At 68.8% G+C, this 19,654-nt stretch carries 18 protein-coding genes, 1 tRNA gene and 1 pseudogene; 12 read left to right on the top strand and 8 right to left on the bottom strand.

The window, feature by feature from the left end; genetic code table 11:
• Positions 1 to 138: 138 nt before the first annotated feature.
• Positions 139 to 1,236 (bottom strand): NAD(P)/FAD-dependent oxidoreductase, encoded by a 1,098-nt coding sequence (locus LCY71_RS05955; RefSeq protein WP_225335443.1) that lies wholly within the window; start codon positions 1,234 to 1,236, stop codon positions 139 to 141.
• 220 nt (positions 1,237 to 1,456) lie between these two features.
• On the opposite strand from LCY71_RS05955, the pseudogene LCY71_RS21655 reads away from it, so the two are divergent.
• Positions 1,457 to 1,721, top strand: a pseudogene (locus LCY71_RS21655) (type II toxin-antitoxin system RelE family toxin).
• A gap of 21 nt (positions 1,722 to 1,742) precedes the next feature.
• Here the strand turns inward: LCY71_RS21655 and LCY71_RS05950 are convergent.
• Entirely contained in the window at positions 1,743 to 2,456 is a 714-nt protein-coding gene (locus tag LCY71_RS05950) for a 5-formyltetrahydrofolate cyclo-ligase (RefSeq protein WP_225335442.1), read from the bottom strand.
• A 100-nt stretch (positions 2,457 to 2,556) separates the two neighbouring features.
• Between LCY71_RS05950 and LCY71_RS05945 the strand changes: the two genes are divergently transcribed.
• On the top strand, positions 2,557 to 5,016 hold the full coding sequence (locus LCY71_RS05945) for a DEAD/DEAH box helicase (protein WP_225335441.1): 2,460 nt from the start codon (positions 2,557 to 2,559) through the stop codon (positions 5,014 to 5,016).
• A 74-nt stretch (positions 5,017 to 5,090) separates the two neighbouring features.
• Here LCY71_RS05945 and LCY71_RS05940 read toward each other — a convergent pair whose 3' ends face one another.
• Positions 5,091 to 5,720, bottom strand: a complete 630-nt coding sequence (locus tag LCY71_RS05940; RefSeq protein ID WP_225335440.1) for a helix-turn-helix domain-containing protein — start codon at positions 5,718 to 5,720, stop codon at positions 5,091 to 5,093.
• A gap of 161 nt (positions 5,721 to 5,881) precedes the next feature.
• Here LCY71_RS05940 and LCY71_RS05935 point away from each other — a divergent pair, with 161 nt between their 5' ends.
• From LCY71_RS05935 to LCY71_RS05915, 5 genes are all read left to right on the top strand, one after another.
• On the top strand, positions 5,882 to 6,301 hold the full coding sequence (locus tag LCY71_RS05935; RefSeq protein ID WP_225335439.1) for an SRPBCC family protein: 420 nt from the start codon (positions 5,882 to 5,884) through the stop codon (positions 6,299 to 6,301).
• A gap of 84 nt (positions 6,302 to 6,385) precedes the next feature.
• Complete coding sequence (locus LCY71_RS05930; protein WP_225335438.1) at positions 6,386 to 6,628, top strand: DUF2061 domain-containing protein; 243 nt, start codon at positions 6,386 to 6,388, stop codon at positions 6,626 to 6,628.
• A 190-nt stretch (positions 6,629 to 6,818) separates the two neighbouring features.
• Complete coding sequence (locus LCY71_RS05925) at positions 6,819 to 7,061, top strand: ribbon-helix-helix domain-containing protein (protein WP_225335437.1); 243 nt, start codon at positions 6,819 to 6,821, stop codon at positions 7,059 to 7,061.
• Positions 7,062 to 7,679: 618 nt separating this feature from the next.
• The gene (locus LCY71_RS05920; RefSeq protein ID WP_225335436.1) at positions 7,680 to 8,141 is read left to right on the top strand and encodes a type IV pilin domain-containing protein; all 462 of its coding nucleotides are present in this window, start codon (positions 7,680 to 7,682) and stop codon (positions 8,139 to 8,141) included.
• Between the two features lie 166 nt (positions 8,142 to 8,307).
• Positions 8,308 to 9,474: an enolase C-terminal domain-like protein gene (locus LCY71_RS05915; protein WP_225335435.1), complete on the top strand. Its 1,167-nt coding sequence runs from the start codon at positions 8,308 to 8,310 to the stop codon at positions 9,472 to 9,474.
• 79 nt (positions 9,475 to 9,553) lie between these two features.
• Here the strand turns inward: LCY71_RS05915 and LCY71_RS05910 are convergent.
• Positions 9,554 to 9,627 (bottom strand) — tRNA-Ile (locus LCY71_RS05910).
• 92 nt (positions 9,628 to 9,719) lie between these two features.
• Positions 9,720 to 10,268 carry an FxsA family protein gene (locus LCY71_RS05905; RefSeq protein WP_225335434.1) on the bottom strand — a complete coding sequence of 183 codons (549 nt, stop codon included), beginning with the start codon at positions 10,266 to 10,268 and terminating at the stop codon, positions 9,720 to 9,722.
• Between the two features lie 192 nt (positions 10,269 to 10,460).
• On the opposite strand from LCY71_RS05905, the gene LCY71_RS05900 reads away from it, so the two are divergent.
• Complete coding sequence (locus LCY71_RS05900) at positions 10,461 to 12,074, top strand: DUF255 domain-containing protein (protein WP_225335433.1); 1,614 nt, start codon at positions 10,461 to 10,463, stop codon at positions 12,072 to 12,074.
• 223 nt (positions 12,075 to 12,297) lie between these two features.
• Here LCY71_RS05900 and mptA read toward each other — a convergent pair whose 3' ends face one another.
• From mptA to ahbB, 3 genes are all read right to left on the bottom strand, one after another.
• On the bottom strand, positions 12,298 to 13,227 hold the full coding sequence (gene mptA / locus LCY71_RS05895) for a GTP cyclohydrolase MptA (RefSeq protein WP_225335432.1): 930 nt from the start codon (positions 13,225 to 13,227) through the stop codon (positions 12,298 to 12,300).
• Between the two features lie 71 nt (positions 13,228 to 13,298).
• Positions 13,299 to 13,892, bottom strand: a complete 594-nt coding sequence (locus LCY71_RS05890; RefSeq protein WP_225335431.1) for a HalX domain-containing protein — start codon at positions 13,890 to 13,892, stop codon at positions 13,299 to 13,301.
• A gap of 71 nt (positions 13,893 to 13,963) precedes the next feature.
• A complete protein-coding gene (gene ahbB / locus LCY71_RS05885; RefSeq protein WP_225335430.1) occupies positions 13,964 to 15,052 on the bottom strand; it encodes a siroheme decarboxylase subunit beta in 1,089 nt (362 codons plus the stop codon).
• A 385-nt stretch (positions 15,053 to 15,437) separates the two neighbouring features.
• On the opposite strand from ahbB, the gene LCY71_RS05880 reads away from it, so the two are divergent.
• The 4 genes from LCY71_RS05880 (at position 15,438) to LCY71_RS05865 (ending at position 19,628) form a co-directional block, all read left to right on the top strand.
• Positions 15,438 to 16,523: an anthranilate phosphoribosyltransferase gene (locus tag LCY71_RS05880; protein WP_225335429.1), complete on the top strand. Its 1,086-nt coding sequence runs from the start codon at positions 15,438 to 15,440 to the stop codon at positions 16,521 to 16,523.
• A 54-nt stretch (positions 16,524 to 16,577) separates the two neighbouring features.
• Entirely contained in the window at positions 16,578 to 17,564 is a 987-nt protein-coding gene (locus LCY71_RS05875; protein WP_225335428.1) for an alpha/beta fold hydrolase, read from the top strand.
• A 159-nt stretch (positions 17,565 to 17,723) separates the two neighbouring features.
• Complete coding sequence (locus LCY71_RS05870) at positions 17,724 to 18,272, top strand: peptidylprolyl isomerase (protein WP_225335427.1); 549 nt, start codon at positions 17,724 to 17,726, stop codon at positions 18,270 to 18,272.
• A 192-nt stretch (positions 18,273 to 18,464) separates the two neighbouring features.
• Entirely contained in the window at positions 18,465 to 19,628 is a 1,164-nt protein-coding gene (locus tag LCY71_RS05865) for an MFS transporter (RefSeq protein WP_225335426.1), read from the top strand.
• The last annotated feature ends 26 nt before the right edge of the window (positions 19,629 to 19,654 follow it).

The raw sequence follows: 19,654 nt of genomic DNA, 5'->3' as shown, positions 1-19,654 counted from the left end.
GCTCGCTCTATCGAGTGCTCCCGCTCGCTCTAACCGAGATTCCTCCCTTCGGTCGGAACGTCGCGGCTCGCGTGTCGTTCGCTCCGCTCACTCCCGCTCGCTCTAACCGAGATTCCTCCCTTCGGTCGGAATCTCGCGTCAGTCGTCCTGTTCGGCGGCCGTCTTCTCGGCCCCGTCGGCCGAACCGTCCGCGTCGACGCCCTCGTCGGGGTCGCGCGGGCCGCCGGCGTGGCCCTCGTGGCTGATCGCCGTGGCCATGAGGTCCGGCGAGATGGCGGGGACCTCCTCGGGCGAGACCGGGCCGGACTCCTCGATCTCCTCGTTCGATCGGGGGAACTCCCGCAGGCCGTAGTGGATGTCGATCCCGACCTTGGCGCCGTCGCCCATCGCGACGGGGATCTGGTTGTGGCCGGGCGTCAGGTCCCCCGTGGCGTAGACGCCGTCGACGCTCGTGTTCCCGTGGTCGTCGACGGCGACGGTGCCGTCGTCGGTGCGCTCCAGGCCCAGCTGGTCGGCCAGCTCGGCGTGGTAGTCGGAGCCGTACATCGGGAAACCGCCGCGGTACTCGCGGACCTCGCCGTCCTCGAACTCGACGGCCTCCAGCCAGCCGTCGTCGTCGTTGCGTATGTCCGCAAGTTCCGTCTCGACGATCTCGACGGGGTGGCCCCGCAGTTGCTCGTCGGTCTCGTCGCTCCACTCGGGCTCCTCGCCGCGGGTCAGCAGGTCCACGTCGTCTGTGAAGTTCAGCATGATCATCGCGACGTGGGCCGCGGCGTCGCCGGTGCCCATCACGTAGACGGGCTCGTCGACGAACATGTAGGCGTCGCAGTGCAGGCAGTAGTGCAGGCCGCGTCCCGTCCGCGGCAGCGGCGGGTCCGGCCGCTCGTCGGTGAACCCGGTCGCCAGCACGACCCGGTCGGCCTCGATGGTGTGTTCGCCCGCGGTCAGCCGGAACCCGTCGTCGGTCTCCTCGACGGACTCGACGTACGCCTGGAGGATGTCGCCGCCGTAGCTCTCGACCTGCTCGCGGGCGGTCCCGAGGAACTCGTTGCCCGACACGTCCTCGGATACCCCGATGACGTTGTGCGTCTCCTGCATCATCGCCGCCCGACCGCCCCCGCGGTCGACGACGACGGTGTCGTGTCCCAGGCGCGTCGTGTAGAGGGCCGCCGTCAGCCCGGCCGGCCCCCCACCGACGACCGCTACCTGATACTCGTCGTAGCTCTCGTCGTTCATCGACCGGTCGTAATGCCTCTCGGCTCTTAAACGGTGAGTTACTGTGCGCACCGGACACACGAGCACCCGAGGACGACCTCGATCCCGCGCATCGATTTTTGGTACCAATAGTCATGCACGAACCTCGTCGTACACCCGCACACGGACGCGAATACTCTGCGCGGTCGACGGGAGCGACAGGGCCAGTCAGGTCTTCGAGACGGCGGTGGAGCTGGCCGCGGTGACTGAGGTCGAATACACCGAGCAGGCCCTCAGTCACCTCGAACATCTGGACCCACGGGTCGCCGACCGCGTGATGAACAAGGTCGACGAGGCGACTGAGTGGACGGATCACCGCCTCGATCCGCTCTCCGGATACCTGTACTACAAGCTTCGTGCAGGAGACTATCGCGCCATCATCACCCTGGGATCGGACGGCAGATCTCCTCCGGGTCGAGGCCGTCGGTCACCGGCGGAACGTCTACGACCGGCACCGCCCTCCCTGAGAACGACCTCGACGCTCCGGTCTACCGATCTGTCTGATATCGCTCCGCAAGCACCGGCATCTCCTCGATCCGCTCCTCGTCGAGCAGGTCCCAGTCGACGCCCGCGGGGCGCTCGTAGGGCGTCTCCGTCTCGATGATCCGCTCGGGCGTGACCACGAGGTCCATCGGGACGTCGTGGTCGTCCACGATCCAGTCCTCGGTACGGACCTGCCGCTCGTGGACGGTCGTGACCATGGGCGTCTCGTCGCCGACGAGGTCGAGTTCCCGCAGGACGGCGTACTCCAGGTCGCTGAACCCCTCGCCCTTGCCGATCCGGGCGCCCTGCTCGTTCACGGCGACGCTGCCGGAGACGATCAGGTCGACCGATTCGACGTCCTCGGGGCCGACCTGCCGGCCGTACTCGTCCATCGAGGAGACCGTCGGCGCGCTCTCGACGTCGTCGATCTCGGCGGGATCGAGTTCCAGGAAGCACTCGACCTCGCGCAGCCGCGGGACCGCCATGTAGACGGTCTTGCCCTCGCGGAGCGCGCGCCGCCGGACCGGCAACTGGGGCGCGTCGGGGTTGGCCTTGATCGCGTCGGCGCGCTGCCAGGCGTCGGTCCCGGCGAGGCGTTCAGCGGCGTCCTCCGCCCCCGCGACGTTCGGAATCCTGTCGTGGGGCGGGAAGGGGAACCGGGCGACGCCGCTGTCCTCCAGTTCGTCCCAGACGGCCTCGCGGACGGCGTCCTTGTCCATGGGCGACGGTAGATCAGCACGGCCAAAAGGGCAGGGGCTGAGCGATCAAGGCTGCGCGGGCGGGCGCAACCGTTAGGACCGCTCGCGTCCAACGCCGGCCGTGGACGAGACCATCGAGTGGCTCCGGGGCCGGCCCTACTACGAGGGCCAGATCGAGGACCGGCTGACGATCCCGGGGCGGGAGGCGACGCCGGCCGACTGCGAGGTCGAGGGGCGACTCGCCGACGCGCTGGCGGACCGGGGCATCAAGGACTTCTACGCCCACCAGGCCGAGGCCGTCGAGGCCGTCCGCGGGGGAGACAACGTCGTCCTCGCGACGGAGACGGCCAGCGGGAAGAGCCTCGCGTACACGGTACCCGCCTTCGAGCGGGCGATGGACAGGCGAGCGACGACGCTGTACGTCGCCCCACAGGTCGCGCTGATCAACGACCAGACGGAGACGCTGTCGGACCTCGCGGCGGACCTCGGGTTCGCCTCGGGCGTGACCGTCGACCAGTACACCGGTCGCCAGTCCAAGTCGGAGAAGGAGGCCATCCGGGAGCGCCAGCCGACGGTCCTGCTGACGACGCCGGACATGCTCCACTACGGGATCCTGCCCCACGCCCACCGGCTGTGGGACTGGTTCTTCCAGCGGCTGGAGACCGTGGTGATCGACGAGGTCCACGAGTACCGCGGCGTGTTCGGCAGCCACGTCTCCCTCGTGATGCGGCGGCTCCAGCGCGTCGTCGAGCGGTTTCAGGAGGACGCCCGCGGAGGAAACGGCACAGACGCCGGCCCGGAATGGGTCTGCTGTTCGGCGACCATCGGCAACCCCGTCGAGCACGCGGCGGCGGTGACGGGGCGACCCGAGGACGCCTTCGCCCTCGTGGACGAGGACGCGAGCGCCAGCGGCCCGCGAAACTGGCTGCTGTGGAACCCGCCGACGTACGACGACGGCAGCGCGGGCGGCGACGGGTGGGGCGACAGCGGGCGCAGGCGCTCGCCCCACGTCGAGAGCAAGCAGCTGTTCGTCGACCTCGTCCAGCGGGGCCTCCAGACCGTCGTGTTCGCGGGCTCGCGCCAGGTGGCCGAGCGGTACGCAAGCGAGTGCGCCGACGAGCTACGGGACCGGGGCGAGCACGACCTCTCCCGCTCGGTCGGGGCCTACCAGGCCGCGCTCACCGACGAGCGCCGGCGGGACCTGGAGGACCGGCTCAAGTCCGGCGACCTGCGCGGCGTCTGGAGCACGAACGCGCTCGAACTGGGCGTCGACGTCGGCGGGCTGGACGCGGTGATCCTGGACGGCTACCCCGGTACGCGGATGCAGACGTTCCAGCAGGCCGGGCGCGCGGGCCGCGGCACCGACCCGGCGCTCGTAGTGCTGGTCCCCGGCGAGGACCAGCTCGACCAGTACGTCGCGCGCAACCCCGGGCGGCTGTTCGACCACCCGCCCGAACAGGCCGTCACGAACCCGGAGAACGACCAGCTCATGCCGTCCCACGTCTGCTCGGCGGCCCGGGAGACGTGGCTGAAACCCGACGACGACCGCCACTTCGGGGACCGGTTCCCGGACCTCGTCGCCGGCCTGGAGAGCGCGGGCGACCTGCAGCGTCGGACGACTGACGCGGGCGTCCGCTGGACCTACGCCGGCGACGGCAGTCCCCAGCACGACACCAGCTTGCGGACCGTCGACGACCGCGAGGTGCGGCTGATGCACGGCGGCGACGTCGTCGCGCGCCTGCCGTTCGGCGACGCGCTGCGGGACGCCCACCCCGGTGCCATCTACCACCACCAGGGGACGACGTACGAGGTGGTCGACCTGAACCTCGACCGGAACGTCGCCGAACTGGACCGCACGTGGGCGGACTACTTCACGCGGACTCTCCACGACAAGGACATCACCGTCGAAGCGGACCTGCGCGAGGACCGGCTTTCCGCCCGCGAGGACGTGCCCGTCCGCTTCGCCGAGGTGACCATGCGCAAGCAGATCACCGGCTACGAACGGAAGGACGCCACCAGCGGCGAGACCATCGGCCAGCGCTCGCTGGACCTGCCCGAGACGACGCTGGAGACGAAGGCGCTGTACTTCACCGTCCCCGGCGACGTCGAGCGGGCCATGCTCGGCCGGGGCGAGGCTGTCGCCGCCGCGGACGGCGGCGGGGAGGCGGGCGAGGGCGAAGCGACGTCAGCGCCCGAATCGCCCGATGACGCCGGCGATCTCCCAGGCGGCATCCACGCCGCGGAGCACGCCATGATCTCCATGTTCCCCTTCGAGTACCTCTGCGATCGGCGAGACGTCGGCGGCCTGTCGACGCCGGTCCACCCCCACACTGGCAAGCCGACCGTCTTCGTCTACGACGGCTATCCCGGCGGCGTCGGACTGGCCCGCAGCGGGTTCGAGGGGATCGACGACCTCATGACGACGACGCTGTCCATGCTTCGGTCGTGCGACTGCCGGGACGGCTGTCCGGCCTGCGTCCAGTCGCCTCACTGCGGCAACGCCAACGATCCGCTGGACAAGGGGCTGGCGGCCTACCTGCTGGCGGCGCTGACGGGCGACGGCGACTACAGTAGAAATTGAACGCACTGACACACTCGAGGGGTACCCGAGGTGTCCCTCGACGTGTAAATAGTTTCAATTTCTACTATAACTGGTCAGGCCAGGTCCCCGACGAACCGCTTGACGACCTTCTCCTCGGCGCGGTGGAGCGTCTCGCTGCAGGTCGACTTGGCGATGCCGACCTCGTCGGCGAGGTCGGTCAGCGAGCAGTCCCGGGGCGTGTCGTAGTAGCCGTGCTCGACGGCCGCCTGGACGAGTTCGAGCTGGCTCTCCGTGAGCAACTGCTCGGTCTCGACGTGCTGGGTCACCCGCTCAACGCGGAAGGGGATGCCGAACTCGTCGAGCTGCTCGCCCAGATCCGAGAGCCGCTCCTGGGGCGCGGTGATCTCCCACCGGGCCTCCCCGTCGGTCAGGGAGAACGGCATCTCCAGCGGGACGCCCGACCCCTGGACTGCGAGGAGCAGCAGCGGCCGCACGGTCTCGAACTGGACCAGCGCCGTCTCCTCCCACTGGCCGAGCAGTTCCAGCGAGGAGACCGCCGCCAGGTCCCGCATCTCGCCGAGCACGTCTGCCAGCTGATCAGCCGTGACCTCCGTCAGGCCCACGCCGCCCTCCTCGTCCGGCACCGCGGCCAGCACCCGGAACTCCGCGCCGGGGTACTGCCGCGACAGCTCGCCGATCCAGACGTCCTCCGGAAGCGTCAGCGTGAGTTCTGCTCTGGGCATGTTTGCGAATATATTCGCGTCGGGTGCGCGTGCATTGTCCCGAACACGTTCGGTTACGTCCGGAGCGGCTTGGGTATTGTCCTTCGATAGCGGGCGCTATCGCCCCGGGCCGAACCGCTTTCCGCGAAAGCTTAAGCCTCCGGGCCGTCGCGTCTCAGACCATGGAGCGAGTGACAGTGACGCGCACGCTCGACACCGATCCGGACGCGGTCCGGGACCTGATGGCGGACGTCGAGCCGTTCATGCGCGCCGGGGGGTTCGACGCGGTCAGGGTCGACGGCGACCGTGTGACGCTCGAGAACACGGTCGGTCTGTTCGAGGTGGAACTGGTCCTCGGCGTCGTCGACGACGCCGACGCCGTCCTCGCTTACGAGCAGCGGGACGGCATCTTCGAGTCGATGCGGACGGACTACCGCGTCGAGGCGACCGGCGACGGCGCGACCGTGACGGCGACGACGACCTTCGAGGCCGTCGACCTCCCCGTCGTCGGCACGGTGCTGGACGCGACCATCGTGAAGCGACAGCGCCGGAAGGAGATCGAACAGCAATTCGACTACCTCGAGGCGGAACTGATAGGGTGATCCGACCGGCCGACCGCGGTCAGGCCGTTTTCGGTCTGTGGGAACGACCGCCCAACTGAAGTCGAGCGCCGGCGAGTCGTCCACATGGTCTTGCCGTCCGGGCTACTGGACCGACAGGCCATCCAGCGGCGCCGCCGCGCCGTCGTCAAGACGCTGCTCTACCGGCTCGTGATGGTAGCGATCACGGTCGCCGTCGCGCTCGCGGTGACCGGCAGCGCCGGCGACGCGCTGGAGATCGGCCTCGCCGCCAACGTCGTCAAGACGGTCACCTACTACAGCTACGAGCGCCTCTGGGACCGCGTCTCCTGGGGCGTCGCCGGCTCCTGATCCGACGTGAGAACGGCTCTGTTTCGTCGAGAACGGCGAACAACCAGCGCTTCAGTGGAACGGCTGCGATTGCGAACAGCCGGAGAACCCCGACGCGTTCGACGGTCCGCCTGTAGCCACACGAACCACGACCGCGGAGAAGGGGATGGGGAGCGAAACGTTCACGTGGCTAACTGACGGACTCCAAGACATGCCGAAGACACAGGTGGACCTCCCGGACCGCATCGACTCGGAGATCGACCGGCTCGTCGAGAGCGGCGACTTCGTCAACCGCGAACAGGCCGTCGAGGACCTCCTCTCGATGGGCATCTCCGCGTACGGCCCCACGGAGGAGGCGACCGAGGAGCCCGGCGAGGACCTGTTCGACAACGTCGAGGAGCAGCAGGACCCCGCCGCCCGCGATCAGGGCGAATCCGACGAGTACGGGTTCTGAGCGCGCCCCTCGAACGCGGCCGTCGGGTCGACGAGCCGGGCGGCCAGCTCGGCGCAGGCCGCTGTAACTGCTGACCGTTCTTCTCGGTTCGAGACGGGCCGTCCAGCGCGTCCCAGCCCGCGTACGTAGCCGACGGCGAACAGCGCGCCCTCCGCGTGCGGCCGGGCCGATCGGTGCACTCGCCGGCTATCGCCGCGCTCTCCGCCGACCGTCCGACGCCTGAGTCCGGCGTATACTCGCACGCACTCCGCGCCAGGTGCAGGTAAAACCGACGTCCGCGGCCCCGGAACCCACCCGGCGGTCGACGGGACGTCGTTCCACCCGACCATTGCTGTAGCCTCAATTTCCGAACAGCTTCGAGCCGATACCAAACACTCAACCAGTGCTTGAACGCCGAGACCAGCAGTAACGCAGCGTGATAATCGACCGGTCCCAGTCTGCTGCCGTCGGAAATCGCCACCGATGGTAACTGTAATTACAGTTATTCGCCCACGGTGCGCTGCCGACGGGCGCATCCGCTCTGCCTGTCCGCGGCCGTTTTCAAGTGAATACTGGATTACACTCAACGACCGAACAATAGCACGTCTTTAATACTAACAGTATCCCGGATAGATCCGTATGCGAATCAAGGAACTCTTCGAGCGGGACGACGCGGTGTCGCCGGTCATCGGCGTCATCCTGATGGTCGCGATCACGGTCATCCTGGCCGCGGTCATCGCCTCGTTCGTTCTCAACCTGGGGGATCAGGCACAGCAATCGACGCCGACGGCAAGCTTCGAGTTCGAGTACAATCCGTCGGGCAATGGAGATCAGGGTGTAGTCACTATCACGCATGCCAGCGGAGATTCGATTGACAAAGAAAAGATTGACGTTACTTCTGACGCAGTAACAATAACAGACAATTCTGGAGGATGGTCCGCTAGTTCTATCTCTGCTGGAGATACCTACGAAGCCACGCCCGATAGCACTGATAACTTCCGAGAAGGCGACGTAATCCGTATCACGTGGACGGCAGAAAGTGGTGGATCCAGTTCGACTCTCACCACCTTCGAGGTCCCGAGTGATTCCGAAGGCGTCTGATAGATAGCGTCATTCCTTTTTCCGTTGTTTTGGCACAGTCGATTAGCCGTCGAACCACGCCGCGCAGAGACCTATAAATACCGTTTCTCTCCTCGTTCCCAGCCACTACCAACGATCATCGGTAATGTCCGACAGACGTTTCCGCCCTCCTGCTGTCCCCCGTCGTATGTCACCGACCATCGAGAGAATCGAGTCGATCGAGTTCAGTTACGAGTTGCCGGACGTCGGGACGCCGCCGGGCGGGTTCGACATCATCTACGACCCGGGCAACGGGATGGAGCGGAAGCTGTTCGCGTTCCGGATCGAGACCAGCGACGGACTCGTCGGGCGGTACGTCGGGAACAACTCGCCGGGCGCGGCGCAGATCAACATGGTCGCCGACTACCTGATCGGGAAGGACCCGCTCAAGCGGGAGCAGCACTGGTCGGAGATCAAGCGCGCCCTGCGGAAGTACGACCGGATGGGAATGGGACCGCTCGACGTCGCGCTGTGGGACTACGCGGGCCGGAAGTACGACGCGCCGATTCACGAGCTACTGGGCACCCACCGCGAGCGCCTGCCCGCCTACGCTTCGACGTACCAGGGCGACAGGAGCGGCGGGCTGGACTCCCCCGAAGCCTACGCCGACTTCGCCGAGGAGTGCCTGGCGATGGGGTACCCCGCCTACAAGGTCCACGGCTGGGACGGCGACTGGCGCGACGCCGACCTGCTGGCGGAGACGGTCCGCGCCGTCGGCGAGCGCGTCGGCGACGAGATGGACCTGATGGTCGACCCCGCCTGTAACCTGGAGACGTGGGCCAACGCGCTACAGGTGGGGCGCGCCTGCGACGAGTACGGCTACCTCTGGCTCGAGGATCCCTACCGCGACGGCGGCATCTCCCAGCACGGCCACCGACGGCTGGGCGAGTGCGTCGAGACGCCGCTCCTCCAGACCGAGCACGTCCGCGGGCTGGAACCGCACACGGACTTCGTCGCCAGCGAGGCGACGGACTTCGTCCGCGCCGACCCCGACTACGACGCCGGCATCACCGGCGCGATGAAGATCGCCCGCGTCGCCGAGGGCTTCGGGCTGGACGTCGAGTTCCACGCTCCGGGCCCGGCGAAGCGCCACTGCATGGCCGCGGCGCGGAACGCCAACTACTACGAGATGGCGCTGGTCCACCCCGACGCGCCCAACACCACGCCGCCCGTCTACGCCGGCGACTATCGCGACGAGATCGACGCGATCGACGACGACGGCACCGTCCCAGTGCCCGACGGTCCCGGTCTCGGCGTCGAGTACGACTGGGACTTCATCGAGGCCAACGCGACCGGTCGGCGGGAATACGCGTAGCGTCTGCTCACGCAGACCGCTCTGCCACACAAAACCGATACGAAAGAAGCCGCTACCGAATTAGTGAGACCCAGAAACGTGGGCCAACGCGGATTTGAACCGCGAACCTCCCGGTTATCAGCCGAGCGCTCAACCTGATTGAGCTATTGGCCCAGGTGAGCGCATATGGTCGTATCCGAGGCGTACTGTTAAGCGTTACTCTTCGCGGACGGAGTGGGGCGTCTTACCACCACAGGGCGACCGGATCACTCGTCGTCGCGCTCCTCGAAGTCGATGTCAGTGGCGTTGTCGTGGTCGAAGCCGGGCGGGCTGCCCTGGCCGCCGCTGCCGCCCGTGCCGGAACCGGGGCTCGGGCCGGCGCCGGGGCCGCCGTCGCCGGGGAAGCCGCCGATGTAGACGTTCCCGGAGGCGAAGCCCTCGGTCCGGGCGTCGACGTAGGGCTCGATGACCCACCGCATCGCGGCCTTGCGGATGGGGTAGCGGGTCAGCGGCAGCGCCAGCAGCAGGCCCACGAAGTCCGTCACCAGCCCGGGCGTCAGGAAGAACGCGCCCGCGGCGATCAGGAACCCGCCGTCGACCAGCTCGTCGGTGGGCACCTGACCGGTCGCCAGTTTCTCCTGTATCCGCCGGAGGGTGTGCCGGCCCTCGGCCCGCACCAGCAGCATCCCCAGCAGCGCCGTGAGCACCACGAGCAGCACCACCACGGCCACCGGGAGGTACTGCGCGGCCAGCACCGCCAGCAGGATCGCATCCAGCAGCGGTATCAGCAACAACACCGCGATGACGCGAAGCATACTCGGAATTACAGTCCCCGCCACAAACGCCTTTCGAGGCCAGGGACGGTTGGTCCTCTGAACGCGCCTGCGAATAGTGATTGGCATGGCAGTGCGTATGTCCCGATCGTTCACGTCAATAGTTCTGGCAACGCCGTGGACAGTCGAAGCGAGGAGTGGAAGATACTTTCACGCGGTGCCCGAAGCTGGGGTATGGATGAGTTCGCGGCGGACACGAAAGTCGAGTGGCGCGAGTGGGGACCGGAGGCCTTCGAGCGGGCGCAGGCCGAGGGCAAGCCGGTCCTGCTGGCGCTGACGGTCCGGTGGAGCCCGGAGTGCCGGGAGATGGACCGGAAGACGTACGGGGAGCCCCGCATCGCGGCGAACGTTAACGACGGGTTCGTGCCGGTGCGAGTGGACGCCGACCGTCGCCCGCGCGTGCGCGAGCGGTACAACATGGGCGGGTTCCCCTCAACCGTCTTCCTGACGCCGTCGGGCGAGGTGCTCTCGGGGGCGACGTACCTCGGGCCGGCGGGGTTCCGGGGCATCCTCGACAGCGTCCGGGAGTCGTGGGACGGCAAGGGCGAGGCGGCGGGGTCGGTCCCGCGGGCGCTGCAGACGGCGGCGCCGCCGGGCGGGGAGGTCACCACGCGGATCGAGGAGGAGATGATCGAGCAGCTGCTGGCGGCCTACGACGAGGAGTACGGCGGCTGGGGGTCGGACGTGAAGTTCCCGCTGCCGCGGACCGTGGAGTTCGCGCTGGTGCGGGCCCGCGACCAGGCGACGCGGACACTGGAGGCGATCCGGACGCACCTGCGGGACACCTACGGCGGCGGGTTCTTCCGGTACGCGACGGGACGGGACTGGAGCGACGCGCGACGCGAGAAGCTGCTCGACGAGAACGCCGCCGTCATGCGAGCGTTCGCCCACGGGTACCGCTACACCGGCGAGGAGACCTACCGGGAGGTCGCCGAGGAGGCGCTGGAGTATCTCACCACGACCCTCTGGACGGGCGAGGCCTTCGCAGCCAGCCAGGCGGGCGACGACGACTACTACCGCATGGAGGCAACGGAGCGGGAGACCACGGAGCCGCCCCACGTCGACGAGACGGTGCTGGCCGACCGGAACGGGCTGGCCGTGGACGCGCTCGCCACCTACGCGGCCTACACCGACGACGAGCGGGCGAGCCGGTACGCCGAGCGGGCCCGCGACCACCTGCGCGAGCACCTGATCGACGACGGCGTCGTCACCCACTACGTCGACGGCGAGGAGACGGGCCCGTCGGGCTTCCTGCTCGACCAGGCCCGCGTCCTCCAGGGGCTGACCACGAGCTGGCAGGTGCTGGGAGACGGCGAGTCGGCCGAGGCGATCGCGGACTGGACGATCGAGCACCTCCAGGAGGACAGCGGCGCGTTCACGGACGGCCCCGCGGATGGCCCCGGGCTCTGCGACCGGACGCAGTACCCGCTGGACACCACCGTCGAGATGGCCGACGCGCTGCTGGACCTGGCCGCGCTGACCGGCGCTGACCGCTACCGCGAGGCGGCCCGCGACGCCGTGGCCTCCTTCGCCGGCGCGTCCGACCGCATGGGCGTCGAGGTGGCCGGCTACGCGACCGCGGCCGCCCGCGTCCTCGAACCGCACGTCCTCCGCGTCGGCGAACCGGCCGGCAGCGACCTCCACCGGGCGGCCCTGCGGCTGGCCGACCACGAGACGACGGTCGTCCCCGACGCCGACTGCGAGGGGGCCGAACTGCTCGTCGACGGCGACCGCGAGGGCGCGGCGGACTCGCCCGCGGGCCTCGAAGACGCGCTGACGGGGGAGTAGGGGGCTCGATGGTATTAAGTGCCGTCTGATGCCAGCTGGCGGTAATATGCGGTATTAAACGGTAGCGCCGGTTTCGAGCGGAACGGAGGAGAATACCGCAGACCGCTCCCGCTCGACTTCGCCGAGAGCCTTCGCCCCGCTCGGACCCTCGCTATCTCGCGTGTCGCTCCGTGCGCACGCTCCCGTTCGATCGTAGCGCGGCGCGAGCGCAGTGAGCGCCGCGCTACTCCCCACCGACTTCCCGCTTCAGCGTCTCGAACTCGGCGACGCGCTCGGCGTGGGCGTTGTGCTGGTGGATGGACTCGTCGTTGGACTGCTTCATGGTGACGACGGCGTCGTCCGGCAGGTGCGGGAATCGGTCGACGACGCCCTCGGCCATCGAGCGGACGCAGTCCTCGACGAACTTGGCGTTCTTGTGGGACTCGTAGGTCATGTGGTCCTCGTCGGGCCGCTTGGCGAGGTTGTAGATCCGGGCGCTCATGGCGTCCCGGGCGACCTCGATGACGTCGTCGAGGTCGACGTCGGGTGCGCCCTGGCTCTCGATGGTGAGCGTGGCGTGGCCCCGCTGGGAGTGGCCGGGCTGGGGGACCTCCTCGAGGAAGGCGTCGATCGTCTCGTCCTCGACGCCGAGGCCGCGCAGCGCGTCGCGAGCCCGGGCGGCGGACATCCCCTGCGAACAGGGACAGACGGTCATGCCGGTGACGCGGGCGCCGATCTCCTCGCGCGTGCCGTCCTCGTCGGCCGTCGCCGACGCGACGATGTCCGCAGTGGACTGCGTGGGACGCCCGGACTCGGGCGTCTCCTCGCGCGTGACGTACTCGGCCTCCATGCGCACCTCGGCCTGCGTCGTGTAGTCGTGCTTCTCCAGCAGTCGCTCGGCGGCTTCCCCACAGACGTCCTCGATGCCCTCGACCTCCTGGCTGACGGCCGCCTCCAGGGTCTCGTCGATGACCTCCATGTTGCGGCTCATGTCCGCCCCCTTGCGCCAGGAGGGCAGGTCGACGAAGACCTCGAACTCCGCCATCAGGACGATCGGCCGCTGGTCCCCGCGGCCGATCTTGACGAGTTTCTCGACGCCCGTGACGCCCACCCGGTTCAGACCGACGGTGACGTCAGGACTCGAGGCCTGTACGTCCGGAAGTTGCTGACTCATTGCACCCGGCTAGGGACGAATTACCGTTAGTGCTTTCGAAAATACAGTCAGCGAGCCCCAGTTCGCCGCGTCTATTCGTCCAGCGGCGACAGCGCACGGCCCTCGACCTCGCGGAACACGGCCGCGTAGTCCTCGCCGTCGAACTGGTCCGCGATGTCGTCCAGTTCCGAGCGCAGGCGGGCGAGCCGGTCCTCCAGTTCCCGGAACTCCTCGCTGGAGCGCAGCTCCGCAGTCGGCTTGTTGGCCGACAGCGCCGCGTGTTTCGACGCCAGCGCGTAGAACTCGCGGAACCGCTCCTCGTAGGCGGCGCAGTTCAGCAGCCGCTCGATAGTGTCGACCAGATCCGATCGGGAGACCGGCTTGACGACGTAGTCGTCGAACGCCATGTCGATGATCTCGAAGTCGGGGTCGACGGCGGTCACCATGGCCACGCGCGCGTCCAGCTGCCGGTCGCGGATCTCCTCGAGGACGTCGGCGCCCCGGACGTCTGGCATCCGCCGGGCGAGCAGCACCACGTCCACGTCCGGATCCAGCTTCGCCAGGCCGGCCTCGCCGCTGTGGGCCGTCAAGACGTCGTACTCGCCGCGGAGCTGCGCGGCATAGGCGTCGGCCACGTCCGGCTCGTCGTCGACGACCAACACCGTCGCGAGCTCGCTGGGACTCATGTGGGTGGCTGCCACTAAGAACGAACTAACGCAAAAGGGTTCTGGGCAGTTTGCCCCGTGATACCGGCCGCCTATCGACCGACCAGGTCCGCGTACCGTGCCCCGGTCTGCTTGAGCGTCTCCGTCGAGTAGAGCCGCTCGTGCTCGAAGGGGAGGTGCTCGTCGGCCAGCCGGTCGATCGACGCGTCGACGGCCGACGCCTCCCGGCCGTGGACCATCGTGAAGAGGTTGTACGGCCAGTCACGGGCCGGCCGACGCGGGCGGTGGTAGCACAGCGTCACGTACGGCAGCCCCCCGACCGCCCGACCCCGCTCGTCCAGTTCGTCGTCCGGGACGTCCCAGACGACCATGCAGTTGCTGTCGAAGCCCGTCCGGACGTGGTTGACGACGAAGCCGACGCGCTTGATACAGCCCCGCTCCAGCAGCCGCTCGATCGACGTCAGGACGTCCGCGACCGGAGCGCCGACGGTCTCGGCGACGTCCCGGTACGGCGTCGCCGACGTCGGGAACCCCTCCTGGATCGCAACGAGCAGTCGCCGCTCCAGGTCGGACAGGTCCGCGGCGGCGTCCTCGCTGATCCGCGTCGCCGACACGCTCCCCTCGCCGACCGCGTCCGGGCCGGCCCTCACGTCGTCGCCGCCCGATCCGCCGCTGCCCACGCTCTCCCGTGCCAGCGCGTCGCTATTGACCACGGGGAACTCCAGGTCGATGTAGTAGTCCGTCAGCATCGGCAGGCGCAGCACCGTACACCCCGTCCGCTCCTCGATCTCGTCCAGGATGCGGTCGCGGATCTCCCGGCTCGCCGCCGTCACGACGAACCACATGTTCCACTCGTGGTCCCGCGCGTAGTTGTGGTTGACCTGGTCGTAGCCGTTGATCGTCTCGGCGACGGCGTCGAACCGGTCCGCGGGCGCCTGGACCGCGGCCAGCGCCGACGACCCGATCACCGGCGGGTTCAGTACGGGGCCGAACCGGCGGAAGACGCCCTCGTCGAGGAGGTCCGCCACCCGGGCGAGCGCCTCCTCGGCGTCGACGCCCAGTTCCGCCCCGACGGCCTCGAAGGGCCGCTCCGTGACCGGGAAGCCGCTCTGGTACCCGTCGACGAGGGCCGCGTCCACCTCGTCGATCCCCTCGCGCCAGTCGCCCGACTGGAGGCTCATCGACGGCCGTTAGGTGCGGACGGGTGTATCGCTTTCGGGTCCAGGATCGGCTTCTGAATACGAGACGATGACAGGTGATGCCGATCTCGTGAACAGCCACAAAGCCCCCCGCAGGCTGCGGTTCCGCGGCCCGTTGCGCGCTTCACTCACTCCGTTCGTTCCAGTGCCTACGTCGTCCTCGGAAATCTTCGATTTCTGATGGGCTGCGCAAGAGCTTCGCTCTTGCGAACGCCGGGGTTCCCGCAGCCCGCGGCCCCTTTCAGGCTGTTCTTGGTCACGGCTACAGCATTTCTCTGAACGCCTGATCCAACTCGTTCAGATCAAGCACATCCCAATGCTAGCGGGAAACGGGACGCTTTTGGCCCGGCCGAACGGACGTTCGCGTATGGCTCAGACTACCCGCGAGTACGGGGAGTGGCCGCTCAAGCGGCTGATGACCGAGGTCGTCGGATCGGGGCACAAGTCGGCCGACGACATGGACCGCGGGCAGGCCCGCGAGGCGTTCCAGCGCATCCTCGACGCGGAACCGGACGAGACGACGCTGGGTGCCTTCTGGCTCGCCAACCGCTGGAAGCGCAACTCGCCCGAGGAGCTGGCGGCGTTCGTCGACGTGATGCGCGAGGAGAGCGTCGAGACGGGCGTCCCGAGTGCCGACCCCGTCGACTGCGGGGCCAACTACGACGGCAAGGGCGACAGCGCCATCCTGGGCGTCGCCGCCGGCGTCGTCGCGGCCGCGGCGGGCACCCCCGTCGTCGTCCACAGCGGCGACCGCGTCCCCACCCAGAAGCAGGACGCCTACAAGCACGTCCTCGACGAGCTCGGCGTCCGGACGGAGCTGTCGCCCGGCGAGAGCGCCGACATGGTCGACGACGCCGGCTTCGGCTTCTACTACCAGCCCGAGTTCAACCCCGGGGTCGCCGACCTGTACGACCGTCGCGACGCGATGGGCGTCCGGACGTTCGTCAACACGGTCGAGACGCTGGCGAACCCGGCCGACGCCGACGTCCACCTGGGGAGCTTCTACCACCTCGCGTTCGCCAAGCGGATGGTCCGGACGCTGACACGGAGCGAGACCAACCCAGCGAGTCGGGCGCTGTTCTTCCAGGGCATGGAGGGGTACGACGACGTTCGTCCCGGATCGACGGTCGTCGCCGAGTGGCCCAGCGACGACGAGGCGGCCGACGAAGAGGGCATCCTCGACTACGAGATCGGGACGGCGGACTACGGGATGGACGTAGAGAGCGAGGACCTGGAAGTCGACGACGTCGCGGCCGACTCCGCCGCCATCACCGAGGAAGTAGTGGCCGGCGAGCGCGAGGACGGCTTCGCCGACGCCGTCGCGCTCAACGCCGCGCTGCGGATCTACGCCCGCGAGGACGTCGCGTCCATCGAGGACGGCCTCGACGAGGCCCGCGCCGCCATCGACGACGGCAGCGCCGCCGCCGTCCTCGAGGACCTGCGGGCGTTCTGAGGAGCGACGACCGGCCCGCCCAACGCACTTCTCCCGTCCGTTCGAACGCGGCGTATGGCCGACAGCCACGCCAGCCCTGGTCCCGGCACCGGAGACGACGCGGGGAGCACCGAGGCGGGCGGCGAACGGACGGTCGACGACCGCGTCGAACACCACCGCGCCCGCGTCGACGGCGTCAGCCTGCACTACGTGACCGCCGGGCCGGAGGACGGCGACCTCGTCGTCCTGCTCCACGGCTTCCCGGAGTTCTGGTACTCCTGGCGCTGCCAGATTCCGGCACTGGTCGACGCGGGCTACCGCGTCCTCGCGCCGGACATGCGCGGGTACAACCGCTCGGAGGCGCCCGACGGCGTCGCAGCCTACGATCTGGACGAACTCGTCGGCGACGTGGCGGGACTGATCGAACACGTCGGCCGCGAACGAGCGCACGTCGTGGGCCACGACTGGGGCGGCCTCGTCGCCTGGCAGGTCGGCATCGACCGGCCCGACGCGGTGGACCGCCTCGCCGTCATGAACGCCCCGCACCCCGGCGCGTACCTGCGCGACCTGACGACGTGGGAGCAGCTCCGGAAGTCCTGGTACGTCCTCGCCTTCCAGGTCCCTCGGCTCCCTGAGTGGGGCATCTCGCGGGACGACTTCGCCGCCTTCGACGAGATGTTCCGCGAGGGGACGGTGCGCCCGGACGCGTTCACCGACGCGGACCTCGAGCGCTACCGCGCGGCGTTCCGCCGTAGCGGCCTGGCGGGGCCGGTCAACTACTACCGGGCACTCGCTCGCCGTCGAGCGAGACAGGGCGCGATCGCCCCGTTCGACGGCTGGCCGGACTGGCGCGTCGACGTCCCGACGCTGCTGCTGTGGGGCGAGCGGGACCTGGCGCTGGCGACGTCGCTGACCCGCGGCGTAGAGCGGTGGGTGCCCGAGCTGCGCGTCGAGCGATTCGAGGACGCCGGCCACTGGATCCACATCGACGCGGTCGATCGGGTGAACGGGGCGCTGTCGGGCTTCCTGGCGGGTGACACCGGAACCGCCGGCGCGGAGTAGCGAGCAGGCGCCACGGACTGCCCGCGGACCGGCGTGGCGCGCTCCCGCGAACCGGTCTGCGGCGGCCGTCACGTCACGCCCGGGCCTCGTTCCGTCTCCGTACTTCAACCCCGGCGCGGCACCGCCAGCGTTTTGCCGGCCCGTGGCGTCTCAGATTCCATGAGTGACCTGACCGCGACGATCCACACGACGAAGGGCGACATCGAGATCGAACTGTTCGACGAGCGCGCACCGCGCACCGTCGAGGCGTTCGTCGACCACGCCACCGAGGCCGAGGACTACGACGACGCGGAGATCGGTCCGGGCGAGGGCGCCTGGGAGGACCCCGAGACGGGCGAGAAGCGGGTCGACCCCATCTACGACGGCGTGGAGTTCCACCGCGTCATCGAGGACTTCATGATCCAGACCGGCGACCCCGAGGGCACCGGCCGCGGCGGCCCCGGCTACACCTTCGAGGACGAGTTCCACGAGGACCTGCGCCACGACTCGGCCGGCACGGTGTCGATGGCCAACCGCGGCCCCGACACGAACGGCTCGCAGTTCTTCATCACGCTGGACGAGACGCCCCACCTCGACGACAAGCACGCCGTCTTCGGCGAGGTCGTCGACGGCATGGACGTCGTCGAAGAGATCGGCAGCGCCGACACGGACATGCACGACCGCCCGACGACGCCCATCGAGATCGAGTCCGTCGAGGTCCACGACTAGAGTAGAAGTTCAAAGCACTGACATACGCGAAGGGCACCCCGGGATCCCTTCGGTGTGTAAATAGCTTCAATTTCTGTATAGAGCAGCGCGCCGGGCCCGTCAGCCCGCCGCGATGCCCCAGGGTCGAATTTTTTACAACGCCTGTAGTAACGAATCCGTACTTTGAAGAGGGTCGGCGCGGCAGACGGTGACGTGCTCTCCGACAAGCGCCAGTATCAGCTTCTCTACTTCGTCTTCTACGCCTCCGCGAACGGCTTCATCGCCTTCCGGAACGTCTACTTCGAGGAACTCGGGCTGACGGGCGGCCAGATGGGGTTGCTTGGGGCGGTGCTGGTCGTCGCGGGCATGATCGCCCAGCCGATCTGGGGTGTCGTCGCCGACCGATACGCCGCGGGGAAGCGGGTGCTGCTGGTTGCGGCCGCCGCCTCGGGCGTGATCGTCCTGGCGTACCCGTTCGCGGGCGGGTTCCCGGAGCCGTTCCTCCTGCTCGCGGTCGCGACGGCGCTGCTGGCAGCGGTCCGGTCCCCGATCATGCCCATCGCCAATTCGATGGTACTGTCGGGCGGGCTGAACTACGGCCAGGTGCGCGCGTTCGGCTCGATCGCGTTCGGCATCGGCGTCCTCGGCATCGGCTGGGCGCTCGACCGGCTCCCGACGGACCTGATCTTCTACGTGTACGCAGCGGGGATGGTGGTCTTCGTGGCCATCGTCGTCGGCGTGCCGGAACCGGACGCCGACCTCACGCCGGACCTGCAGCGCGACGCCGTCGGCCTGCTGACCGACCGACGCTTCCTCGTCCTCCTGATCGTCGCGACGGTGATCGGCGGCATCAGCTCGGCCGGCAGCGCGTACTTCTCGGTGTACGTGCGCGCCATCGGCTCCTCCGACGGGCTGACGGGGACCGCCTGGATGCTCAAGACCGTCGCCGAGGCGGCCGTCTTCCTCTCGATGGCGCGGATCGGGCTGTCGAACCCGACGAAGCTGACGCTCGGGGCCGTCGTCTACATCGGGGTCTACTTCGTCTACGCCGCCGTCGCGACGCCGACGGCCATCCTCGCGGTCCAGCCCTTCCTCGGCGTCGGACTGGCGCTGTTCTACCTCGCCGTGGTCAACTTCGCCCACGAGTTCGCGCCGCCGGAGCTGTCCTCGACGGCGCAGACGCTCCTATTCTCCTTCGGCATCGGGACCGGCCGGGCGCTCGGGCAACTGGGGGCCGGCGGCCTGATGGACCTGGTCGGCGTCCAGTCGATGTACTACTTCCTGGCGGCCGGCGGGGCCGTCGCGGTCGCGGTGAGCCTCTACTTCCACGGGCCGGCGGTCCGCCGCCTGGGCGCCGCCGTCGGCACCAGCCGCTAATCGAATGACGGGGGCTTTTTGACCCC

This window comes from Halomicrobium urmianum, assembly GCF_020217425.1.
GTDB classification, from domain to species: domain Archaea; phylum Halobacteriota; class Halobacteria; order Halobacteriales; family Haloarculaceae; genus Halomicrobium; species Halomicrobium urmianum.
This window is presented reverse-complemented; position numbering and strand designations above follow the sequence as displayed.

Bases quoted from the DNA above. Each gene is read 5' to 3' on its own strand.
- LCY71_RS05955 (WP_225335443.1), bottom strand. From the start codon at position 1,236: ATGAACGACGAGAGCTACGACGAGTATCAGGTAGCGGTCGTCGGTGGG.
- LCY71_RS05950 (WP_225335442.1), bottom strand. From the start codon at position 2,456: ATGGACAAGGACGCCGTCCGCGAGGCCGTCTGGGACGAACTGGAGGAC.
- LCY71_RS05940 (WP_225335440.1), bottom strand. From the start codon at position 5,720: ATGCCCAGAGCAGAACTCACGCTGACGCTTCCGGAGGACGTCTGGATC.
- LCY71_RS05935 (WP_225335439.1), top strand. From the start codon at position 5,882: ATGGAGCGAGTGACAGTGACGCGCACGCTCGACACCGATCCGGACGCG.
- LCY71_RS05930 (WP_225335438.1), top strand. From the start codon at position 6,386: ATGGTCTTGCCGTCCGGGCTACTGGACCGACAGGCCATCCAGCGGCGC.
- LCY71_RS05925 (WP_225335437.1), top strand. From the start codon at position 6,819: ATGCCGAAGACACAGGTGGACCTCCCGGACCGCATCGACTCGGAGATC.
- LCY71_RS05920 (WP_225335436.1), top strand. From the start codon at position 7,680: ATGCGAATCAAGGAACTCTTCGAGCGGGACGACGCGGTGTCGCCGGTC.
- LCY71_RS05915 (WP_225335435.1), top strand. From the start codon at position 8,308: ATGTCACCGACCATCGAGAGAATCGAGTCGATCGAGTTCAGTTACGAG.
- LCY71_RS05905 (WP_225335434.1), bottom strand. From the start codon at position 10,268: ATGCTTCGCGTCATCGCGGTGTTGTTGCTGATACCGCTGCTGGATGCG.
- LCY71_RS05900 (WP_225335433.1), top strand. From the start codon at position 10,461: ATGGATGAGTTCGCGGCGGACACGAAAGTCGAGTGGCGCGAGTGGGGA.
- mptA (WP_225335432.1), bottom strand. From the start codon at position 13,227: ATGAGTCAGCAACTTCCGGACGTACAGGCCTCGAGTCCTGACGTCACC.
- LCY71_RS05890 (WP_225335431.1), bottom strand. From the start codon at position 13,892: ATGAGTCCCAGCGAGCTCGCGACGGTGTTGGTCGTCGACGACGAGCCG.
- ahbB (WP_225335430.1), bottom strand. From the start codon at position 15,052: ATGAGCCTCCAGTCGGGCGACTGGCGCGAGGGGATCGACGAGGTGGAC.
- LCY71_RS05880 (WP_225335429.1), top strand. From the start codon at position 15,438: ATGGCTCAGACTACCCGCGAGTACGGGGAGTGGCCGCTCAAGCGGCTG.
- LCY71_RS05875 (WP_225335428.1), top strand. From the start codon at position 16,578: ATGGCCGACAGCCACGCCAGCCCTGGTCCCGGCACCGGAGACGACGCG.
- LCY71_RS05870 (WP_225335427.1), top strand. From the start codon at position 17,724: ATGAGTGACCTGACCGCGACGATCCACACGACGAAGGGCGACATCGAG.